Annotated in this window: 6 protein-coding genes and 2 pseudogenes; 7 read left to right on the forward strand and 1 reads right to left on the reverse strand. The window is 74.6% G+C overall.

Going from position 1 to position 8785, the window contains the following annotated elements:
• The 4 genes from pcaG (at position 1) to CA983_RS15095 (ending at position 3902) form a co-directional block, all read left to right on the forward strand.
• On the forward strand, positions 1 to 606 hold the full coding sequence (pcaG, locus tag CA983_RS15080) for a protocatechuate 3,4-dioxygenase subunit alpha (RefSeq protein ID WP_086601416.1): 606 nt from the start codon (positions 1 to 3) through the stop codon (positions 604 to 606).
• Positions 603 to 1898 carry a 3-carboxy-cis,cis-muconate cycloisomerase gene (gene pcaB, locus CA983_RS15085; RefSeq protein ID WP_086601417.1) on the forward strand — a complete coding sequence of 432 codons (1296 nt, stop codon included), beginning with the start codon at positions 603 to 605 and terminating at the stop codon, positions 1896 to 1898. The genes pcaG and pcaB overlap by 4 nt, the downstream gene beginning before the upstream one ends.
• Positions 1895 to 3013: a bifunctional 3-oxoadipate enol-lactonase/4-carboxymuconolactone decarboxylase PcaDC gene (gene pcaDC, locus CA983_RS15090; RefSeq protein WP_086601418.1), complete on the forward strand. Its 1119-nt coding sequence runs from the start codon at positions 1895 to 1897 to the stop codon at positions 3011 to 3013. The genes pcaB and pcaDC overlap by 4 nt, the downstream gene beginning before the upstream one ends.
• Positions 3014 to 3110: 97 nt before the next feature.
• Entirely contained in the window at positions 3111 to 3902 is a 792-nt protein-coding gene (locus CA983_RS15095; protein ID WP_086601419.1) for an SDR family NAD(P)-dependent oxidoreductase, read from the forward strand.
• 1 nt (position 3903) lies between these two features.
• On the opposite strand, the gene CA983_RS15100 is transcribed toward CA983_RS15095, so the two are convergent.
• Positions 3904 to 6588: an ATP-binding protein gene (locus CA983_RS15100; protein ID WP_086601420.1), complete on the reverse strand. Its 2685-nt coding sequence runs from the start codon at positions 6586 to 6588 to the stop codon at positions 3904 to 3906.
• Between the two features lie 190 nt (positions 6589 to 6778).
• On the opposite strand from CA983_RS15100, the pseudogene CA983_RS15105 reads away from it, so the two are divergent.
• From CA983_RS15105 to CA983_RS47860, 3 genes and pseudogenes are all read left to right on the forward strand, one after another.
• Positions 6779 to 7476, forward strand: a pseudogene (locus tag CA983_RS15105) (MFS transporter); the annotation flags it as partial.
• Positions 7461 to 7755 (forward strand): annotated as a pseudogene (locus CA983_RS15110) (anhydro-N-acetylmuramic acid kinase); the annotation flags it as partial. The pseudogenes CA983_RS15105 and CA983_RS15110, both read left to right, overlap by 16 nt.
• Before the next feature lie 57 nt (positions 7756 to 7812).
• On the forward strand, positions 7813 to 8785 hold a 973-nt coding region (locus CA983_RS47860; RefSeq protein ID WP_244206896.1), incomplete at its 3' end, for a DUF2510 domain-containing protein.

An 8785-nucleotide genomic window follows, 5' to 3' on the forward strand; every position in this document is an offset into this window, starting at 1 on the left:
ATGACGAAGATCGACACCAGCAGGCCGGAGAGCGTGCTGCCCACCCCGTCGCACACCGTCGGCCCGTTCTACGGCCATGCCCTGCCGTTCCGCGGCGGCGAGGACATCGCGCCCCTCGGGCATCCGCACACGGTCACCGTGCACGGGTACGTCACCGACGGCGCGGGCGATCCGCTTCCCGACGCCCTGATCGAGCTGTGGGGCGCGGATCCGGACGGCAACGTGCCGACGGCGGACGGTTCGATGCGCCGCGACCCGGCGTCGGGCGGCTTCCTGGGGCGCAACGGCGTGGAGTTCACGGGCTGGGGACGGATCCAGACCGACGCGAACGGCCACTGGTACGCGCGCACACTGCGGCCCGGCGCGCGCGGGCGGAGCGCCCCGTACATCAGCGTGTGCGTCTTCGCGCGCGGACTTCTCGTGCACCTCTACACCCGCATCTACCTGCCGGGCGACGATGCCGTACTCGCCGCCGATCCGCTGCTGTCCCGGCTGGAGGACGGGCGCCGCGACACGCTGATCGCCGTGGCGGAGGCGGGTGGCACGTACCGTTTCGACATCCGCCTTCAGGGCGAAGGCGAGACGGTCTTCCTGGAGTTCCAGTGACAGCTGCCCCTGGCGACACCGGCCTGCTCGCCCCCGGGTGGGCCGGTTCGGCTGCCGCGTCCGCCACGAGCGACCACGCCTATCTGCGGGCGCTGCTCGACGCGGAGGCCGCGCTGACCCGGGCCCAGGCGGCCCTGGGGCTGGCCCCCGCCGAGGCGGCGACGGCGGTGACCGAGGCGGCCGGCGCCGGCGCCTTCGACGTCCGGTCCCTCGCCGAGCGGGCCCGCGCGGGCGGCAACCCCGTCATCCCCCTGGTCGCGGAGCTGACGAAGGCCGTCGGCGAGGAGTACGGCCCCTACGTCCACCGGGGCGCGACCAGCCAGGACATCATGGACACCGCGACGATGCTGGTCGCGGTGCGCACCCTGGACCTGGTCCTCGCCGATCTCGGCCGCACGGAACGGGCGCTGGCGCGGCTGGCCGCCGAGCACCGTGACACCGCGCTGCCGGGGCGGACGCTCACCCAGCACGCCGTACCGACGACGTTCGGGCTGAAAGCGGCCGGATGGCGAGCGCTCGTCCTCGACGCGCGGGACCGGGTGAGGGCCGTGAGGGACTCGCTGCCCGCCCAACTCGGGGGCGCGGCGGGCACCTTGGCGGCTTTCGGGGCGTACGGCGCGACCGACCCGGCCGCGCTGCCGGCGGCCTACGCCCGTGAACTCGGCCTGCGCGCACCCGATCTGCCCTGGCACACCCTGCGGACGCCCGTCGCCGATCTCGCCGGCTGCCTCGCCTTCACGGCGGGCGCGCTCGGCAAGCTCGCCGTGGACGTCCTCACCCTGTCGCGCACCGAGATCGCCGAGGTCGCGGAGAGCAGTGGCGGGGGTTCGTCCGCCATGCCGCACAAGTCCAATCCCGTACGGTCCACCCTCATCGCCTCCGCCGCGCGGCGGGCACCGCAGCTCGCGGCCACGCTGTACGGGTCGATGGCGGCGGAGGACGAGCGGCCGGCAGGAGCCTGGCACGCGGAGTGGGAGCCGCTGCGCGACCTGCTGCGGCTGGCCGGCGGGGCCGCCCGGGACGCCGCCGAGCTGGCGGAGGGACTGCGGGTCAGGCCCGAGGTCATGCGCGAACACCTGGATCTCACCCACGGGTTGATCGTCTCCGAGCGGCTGTCCGCCGAGCTGGCCCCGGTGCTGGGCCGCGCCCGCGCCAAGGAACTCCTGACCCGGCTGGCCTCCGAGGGGCGCCCGCTGGATCAGGCTCCGGAGCTGGCGGACGCCGACCTCGATCCCACCCACTACACCGGCTCCGCCGGAGCCCTCACCGACCGTGCTCTGGAGCGACGTTGACACTCCTCGACCACCGTGCCGAAGGGCCCGCCTCCGCGCCCCCGCTGCTGCTCGGGCCCTCCCTCGGCACGTCGAACGCCCTGTGGGACAAGGTGGCCCCCGAGCTGTCGATCGCCCACCGGGTGGTCCGCTGGGATCTGCCGGGACACGGCGGCTCGGCGGCCGATCTCATCAAGGCGGGCGCGACGGTCGGTGACCTCGCCGACCTGGTGCTGGCGCTCGCCGACTCGCTCGGCATCGAGCGGTTCGCGTACGCGGGTGTGTCGTTGGGCGGGGCCATGGGGCTGCATCTCGCGGTGCACCGCCCGGAGCGGCTGTCGTCCCTCGCCGTGATCTGCTCCTCCGCGCACTTCAACGGGTCGAAGCCCTGGGAGGAGCGGGCCGCGCTGGTGCGGCGGGAAGGGCTGGCCGGGCTGGTGGAGAGTGCGGACGCGCGCTGGTTCACAGCCGGGTTCACCGTGCCGGAGCTGGTGGACGACCACCGTCGCACCGACCCGGACGCGTACGCCGCCTGCTGTGACGCGCTCGCCGCGTTCGATCTGCGGGACCGGCTGCCCGAGATCGCCGTACCGACCCTGCTGGTGGCCGGACGGGACGATCCGGCGACGCCGCCCGCGCATCTGCGGGAGATCGCCGACGCCGTGCCGGGCGCGGCGCTCGTGGAGATCCCGGGCGCCTCGCACCTGGCGCCCGCGCAGTGCCCCGAGGCGGTACTGACCGCGCTGCGCGCGCACTTCGACGGGCCCGCCGGGCGCGGTATGGAGGTGCGGCGCGAGGTGCTCGGCGACGCGCACGTCGACCGGGCGCAGGCCCGGCAGACCCCGTTCACGGCACGCTTCCAGGACTTCATCTCGCGCTACGCCTGGGGCGAGATCTGGACCGACCCGACGCTGTCGCGCCGCGAGCGCAGCATGATCACCCTCACCGCGCTGGTCGCGCACGGCCACTACGACGAACTGGCCATGCACGTCCGGGCGGCCCGCCGCAACGGGCTCACGCCGGAGGAGATCGGCGCGGTGCTGCTCCAGACGGCGGTGTACTGCGGGGTGCCGGCGGCGAACTCGGCGTTCGCTGCGGCCCAGCGGGTGCTGGCGGAGGAGGACGGCGCCTCGTAGACGCCGGAGCGCCTCGTGGGCGCCGGAGGGTGTCCCTGCCGGTCGTAGGTCCGACGGCAGCTCGCTCCGGGCCGCCCGGCGTGCCTACGGTGGGGGCATGTCCACCATCCTGATCACCGGAGCCACCTCGGGGCTCGGCCGGTACGTCGCCTTCGAACTCGTCCGCTCCGGGCATGTCGTCCTCGTCCACGGCCGGGACGCGGGCCGCACCGAGCGGCTGGCCGGGGAACTGCGCGCCGAGGGGGACGCCGAGGCGTTCGTCGCCGACCTGGCCTCGCTGGCGCAGGTGCGTGAGCTGGCCGGGCACGTCGCCGACGCGCATCCCGAGCTCGACGTGCTGGTCAACAACGCGGGCGTGGGGTTCGGGGCGCCCGGTGCGGGCCGTGAGCTGAGCGCCGACGGGCACGAGTTGCGGCTGGCGGTGAACTATCTGGCGCCGGTCGTGCTGACCCGGGCCCTGCTGCCGGTGCTGCGGGCGAACGCGCCGGCGCGGATCGTCAACGTCGGTTCGGCAGGTCAGGAACCCCTCGACGTCGAGGACCCCGAGTTCGGCCGCGGCTACGACGGCGTGTCGGCGTACTGCCGCAGCAAGTTCACGCTCGCCGCGCACACCTTCGCGCTCGCCGAGGAACTGGACGGCACCGGCGTCTCGGTGAACGTGCTGCACCCGGCGACCTACATGGACACGGCGATGGTCCGCGAGGCGGACGTCACACCGTGGAACACGGTCGCCGACGGGGCGGCCGGTGTGCTCGCCCTGGCCACCCGCGACCTGGGCAGCGGCCGGTACTTCGACGGGACGAGCCCGGCACGGGCCCATGAGGCGGCGTACGACCCCGGGGTGCGCAAGCGACTCGCCGCGGTGACCGACCAGTTGCTCGGCGCCTGAGCTACCCGGGTCCGGCATCCGCCTCCAGTGCCGCCCGTGCCCGCTCGGCCAGTCCGTCCGCGCCGCAGGAGACCGCCAGGTCCAGGCCGCGGGCGAGGTCGGCCGTCGAGCGGGCGGCGATGCCGTACTCGATGCGGGCCGCCGCGTGCTCGTACTGGCAGGGCGACGACTCCAGGTAGGTCACGGCCTGGGCGGCGAGGCGGACCGCGCGCTGGCCGGTCTCCAGGGCGGCGGCGCAGCGCAGGGCCTCCCCTATGGCGGTGTCCGTGCCGAAGCGCTCGGCTTGGCGGCGGACGTCCACGGCGAGCCGGGCGGCGCGGGCGGGGTCCTCGGTGGCCAGGGCCCGGGCGAGGTCGGCCGCCCAGGGGACGAGCATGGGGTTGTGGTGCCCGCGTGCCGCCGCCGCCTTCTCCGCGGCCTCCAGTTCGTTGACGCCGTCCTTGGTGCGGCCGACGGCGAGCAGCAGCCGGCCGCGTACCGAGCGCGGGTCCGGCAGGACGATGGTGGAGGGGTAGGGCGGGGCGAAGCCGTACCGTTCGGCGACCTCCCAGGCCTCGTCGACATGGCCGCGGGCGAGCAGCGTGTCGACGAGGTTGCAGGTCGCGGTCCAGTACAGGGGCAGGCGGCGGCCGACGCGCTCGGCGAGGCGCAGCGACTCGCGCAGGGACGCCTCCGCGTCCTTCAGCCGGCCCCGCCTGCGGTGGCCGAGCCCGACGTAGGCGTGGGCCAGGGCGAGGTGGCCGCCGCTCCAGCCGGCCATCTCGTAGGCGCGCAGGGCCTCGTTGTAGAGGGTCTCGGCGCGGTCGAGGCGGTCGGTGAAGGCGTACGCGTTGGCCAGCATCAGCAGCAGTTCGATGCCCCACTCGGTGTCGGTCCAGCCGAGCCCGGGGGCCAGGCGGCCGTTGACGAGGGCCCGGTCGCACAGTTCGGCGACCTCCTCGGCGTTCTCGCCGTGCATCAGGGCGTCGAAGCCGCGCAGGATGAGCAGCGCGCGTTCGGAGTTGTCCCGGCCGGTGCAGGTGCTCGCGAGGTCGGCGAGCCGCCGGGAGCGGTCGGGTGAGGTGGCCTCGCCGGCGTGGAGGCCCTCCCACATGAAGTGCACGGCCTGGAGCCGCATCCGGGCGGGACCGGGCTGGAGCCGGGCGGCCTCCGCCTCGACCGTGCGGACGGCCTCCTCCAACTGGTCGTTGTGGAGCAGCGCCTGGGAGAGCCGGAAGACTGCGTCCACGCGTTTGTCGCCGTCGAGGCCGGGCATGCCGAGCGCGGCCCGCAACTGGCTGATGGTGCGGGCGGGCGCGGTCAGGAAGGTGGCCTCGGCCAGTTCGTACAGCACGTGCGGGTGTGTCTCGGGCCGGGGCGGTTCCTTCAGGGCGCGCTCCAGGCAGCGGCGGGCGGCGTCGGGGGCGCCGACGGCGAGGTGCTCGCGGGCCGCCTCGCGCAGCTGCTCGACGAGTTCCTCGTCGTCGTCCGGGTGGACTTCGAGGAGGTGGCGGGCGGCGGCCGCGGCGCCGTGTCCCTCGTCGGTGACGATGCGGGCGGCGATGCCGTGCATGGCGGTGCGCAGGGCGTCGGGGATGGAGTTGTAGACGTCGGTGGCGATCAGCGGGTGGACGAACTCCAGGTCGCCTTCGCCGGTGCGGCCGGTCGTCGGGTCGGGGGCGGTGAGGATGCGGGCGGTGCGCAGCAGTTCGGCACAGCGGCGGGCCTCGTCGGGCTTGAGGGTGGCGAGCTTGGCGACCAGGTCGATGGAGATGCCGGTGCCGAGGATGGCGGCGGCCCAGGCGAACCTGGTGGCGTCGATGCCGAGTTCCTCCAGGCGGGCGACGAGGCCGCCGCCGCGGGCCGAGCGGTTCAGCTCGCGCAGTTCCCCGGCCCTGGCCTCGACCGGCTGGAGTTCGCTGTCGCGCACCTTGGCGAGGAGTTCGACGGTCTCGTAGGGGTTGCCGGCGGTGACGGCCCAGACCTCGCGGCAGAACGCCGCGTCGGCGTGCTCGCCCAGGGTGGCGCGGGTGAGTCCGGCCGTGGCCTCCGGGGTGAGGGCGCTGAGGGTCGTGACGGGGCCGTCCGCGGCCGCGGCGACGGTGTCGAGGTGCCGGGCGCTCGCGCCGGAGACCTCGCCCGGGCGGCGGGTGACCACGACCAGGACGGACATCTCGTCGAGGCGCTCGGCGAGCGCCGCGAGCCAGTGCAGGGTCTCCTGGTCGGCCCAGTGGGCGTCGTCGATCAGGAGCACCAGCGGCCACTCCCGGCGGGCGAGCCTGCGCACGGCGGCGACCAGGCCGTCGCACACGCCCTGCGGGTCGGCCTGCCGGTCGCCGGGGTCCGCTATCCCGAGGGCGGGGCCGGCGATGTCGTACCAGTCGCCGAGGTACTCGCGTGCCTCCTCCGGCAGCATCGACACCAGCGCCGGTTGCAGTAACTGCCGTACCACGTTGAAGGGGACCGACCTGAGGGTCTCGCCGCCGCGCGCCGACCAGACCGTGCAGCCGCGCGCCTCGGCGATGCGGCGGGTTTCGGCCAGCAGCGCCGTCTTGCCGAGTCCTGCCTCGCCGCGGAAGACCAGCAGTCCGCCGGCCGAGGAGCGGTCCGCGCACAGGCGGTCGACCGCCCGCGCGACGGCGGCGACTTCCTCGTCGCGCTCCCACAGGGAAGCCGAGGCGCCGGCCGTGGGCCGTACCTCCGTCATCCCGCTACCTCCCAAGTCGCCCGAACGACGTACAGACGTCGAGCGTAGTCCTCCGATTGCCCGAGTGCAGGGCGGACCGGGCACCTGTTGCCCGTGACGGGTGACACGGGGCACGGCCGGACGACGCGACCGGCCCGCCACCAGCCGCGTTCGCGTCAACGCCGGGCGGCAGCACGGGAGATGACGCTCAATCACCAGGAACGGGACACACGGCGCGGCCGCCGGGCTGGTCGCGGGGGCGGTGGGCAATCTCATCGAGTGGTACGAGTTCGGTGTCTACGGCTACTTCGCGACGTCACCGCGGCGCGGTTCTGCACGCCGGAGGGCGGCAGCGAGGCCGAGGGGCTGGTGAAGACGTACGCGTCGTTCGCGCCGGTGTTTTCCTTCCGGCCCGTCGGGCGGCGCTTTTCGGCCGCCCTGGCGACCGGGTCGGCCGGCGTCCGGTGCTGATCCTGGTGATCACGCTGATGACGGTCGCGACGACACTGATCGGCGCGTTGCCGACCTACGCGCGGGCGGGTGCGGTGGCACCCTGGCTGCTCACCTTCCTGCGGGTACTCCAAGGGTTGTCCGCGAGTGGGGAGTTCGGCGGGGCGGTGTCGGTGATGACGGAGTTCGCGCCGCCGGGCAGGCGGGGGCTGTACGGGCCTGGCAGTCGTTCACCGTGGCGCTGGGGCTGCTGACCGGTGCGGGGTGGCGGCACTGCTCGCCACGGTGCTGGCGGAGGAGCAGTTGGGATCGTGGGGTTGGCGGCTGCCGTTCCTGCTGACGCTGTCGCTGGGGCTGGTGGCGTTGTGGCTGAGGCTGCGGCTGGACGAGACGCCGGCGTTCGTGGCGGAGGCGGCACGGGAGACGCCTCCCCGCGCGCGGAGGTCGTCGCCTCGGGCGGCGGGACCCGCAACCCGGTGCTGATGGGGATGCTCGGGGAGTTGCTGCCGGGGGTGGCGGTAGGCACCTCGGACGAACTCGGGCTGCCGTCCGACGCGAAGGAGGCCTACGCCTTCGCGGTCCTGGGGTTCCTGACGCTGCACGGCCTGCCCGGCACCGAGCCCGCGAGCACCGGTGCCCGGCGTCCGAGCGTGCCCGGGTCGGTGACCCCGGGCCGGGAGGGGCCTGCGGCTTCCCCCGCCGGCCGACCGGAGTCCGACGCGTCTGCTGCTGGACTGACGCGATCCGGTCGGCTCCTCTCATGCCACTTTCACCGACGCCTCATACGGTGGGGGCATGACGCAGGAGACTCCTCCCGGGTGGTACCCCGACCCCGGACAGAAAAGTGACGGGCCCGCCACCGTGCGCTGGTGGGACGGCAAGACCTGGACGGACCGCATCCGTCCGGCGGACCCGGCCGCGATCTGGGGTCCCCCCACGCAGCCGCCGACGACGGAGGCCTCCCCGACGGATCCGGCCCCTGGTGAGACGCCGTCGGGGGATCCGGCGCCCGCGGGGGACACGTCACCCGCGAGGGACACGTCGCCCGCGGGGGACACGTCGCCCGCGGGGCATCCCGGTGCCGTTGGGCAGCCGGCTGATGCCGGGACACCGGGAGCCGCGGGGAATCCGGCTGACGCCGGGCAGTCGACCGGCGTCGGACAGCCGGGAGCGGGACAGCCGGGAGCGGGACAGCCGGAAGCGGGGCAGCCGACTGACGCCGGGACACCGGGAGCCGCCGGGAATCCGACCGGCGCCGGAGCCCCGGGCATTTCGGGATCCCCGGGCGTTTCCGGACAACCAGGGGCGGCCGGAGAGCCGTCCGGCCCCGGAACCTCGGGGTATCCGGCGAGTAGCGGACAACCGGGAGCCCTGGGGTATCCAACGAGTACCGGACAACCGGAAGCCCCGGGGTATCCGACGAGCGCCGGACACCCGGAAGCCGCGGGGTATCCGGCGAGCGCCGGACAACCGGAAGCCCCGGGGTATCCAACGAGCGCCGGACACCCGGGAGCCCCGGGGTATCCGACCGGTGCCGGGTATCCGCCCGGCACGGGCTATCCGGCCGCTCTCGGATATCCCGCCTACCCCGCCATACCTCCGCCCGCCGGCCGAGGGCGAGGGCTGCGGGTCGGGATAGCCGTGGCGGCAGCCGTCGTTGTGCTCGCCAGCATCGGTGTCGGCGTGTACGCGCTGACCGACAACGGCGGCTCGGGCCGCGGTTCCGCCACCTCCCAGGCGCCGGGCGGCCCGGGCGGACCCGGGGGCC

The sequence above is a fragment of the Streptomyces swartbergensis genome, assembly GCF_002148965.1.
In the GTDB taxonomy this organism is placed as follows: domain Bacteria; phylum Actinomycetota; class Actinomycetes; order Streptomycetales; family Streptomycetaceae; genus Streptomyces; species Streptomyces swartbergensis.